The organism is Streptomyces tendae (assembly GCF_014650435.1).
GTDB lineage: Bacteria > Actinomycetota > Actinomycetes > Streptomycetales > Streptomycetaceae > Streptomyces > Streptomyces tendae.
Window position 1 is genome coordinate 1 of sequence record NZ_BMUY01000108.1, and the last position, 585, is coordinate 585.

The 585-nt window shown below is 73.2% G+C and carries 1 protein-coding gene; it reads left to right on the forward strand.

Translation table 11 applies throughout. The features are described from left to right. Positions 1-585 (forward strand): ketoacyl-synthetase C-terminal extension domain-containing protein (locus tag IE258_RS40860; protein WP_189750847.1); only part of this gene is annotated, 585 nt, incomplete at both ends.

A 585-nucleotide genomic window follows, 5' to 3' on the forward strand; every position in this document is an offset into this window, starting at 1 on the left:
ACATCGACTGGACGGCGGGAAACGTACGGCTGCTCACCGAGTCGCGCGAGTGGCCCGAGGCCGGGCAGCCCCGCCGGGCCGCGGTGTCGTCGTTCGGCGTGAGCGGCACCAACGCCCACGTGATCCTCGAAGCCGCCCCCGGGACCGGCGGTGCGCCCGAAGTGTCCGACGGCGTCCTCGGCAGCGCGCCCGAAACCGTGCCGTGGGTGCTGTCCGCCGCGTCCCCCGATGCCCTGCGCGCGCAGGCCGAGCGGCTGCGCGCACACGTGGCCGAGCGACCTGAACTGGCCTCCGCCGACGTGGCGTTCGTCCTCGCGACGAGGCGTACGGCGCTGGAGTACCGGGCCGTCGTCGTGGGCGCTGGGCGCGACGAACTTCTCGACACCCTGGACGCGTTGAGCGCCGGACGCGCCGCTCCCCGGGCCGTGCCGGGTGACGCGGCCGCCCATTCCCGCCGTCCCGTTTTCGTGTTTCCGGGGCAGGGATCGCAGTGGGCGGGGATGGCAGTGGAGCTGCTGGACTCGTCGCCGGTGTTCGCGGACTCCATGCTCGCCTGCAGCGAGGCACTGAACGAATTCGTGGACT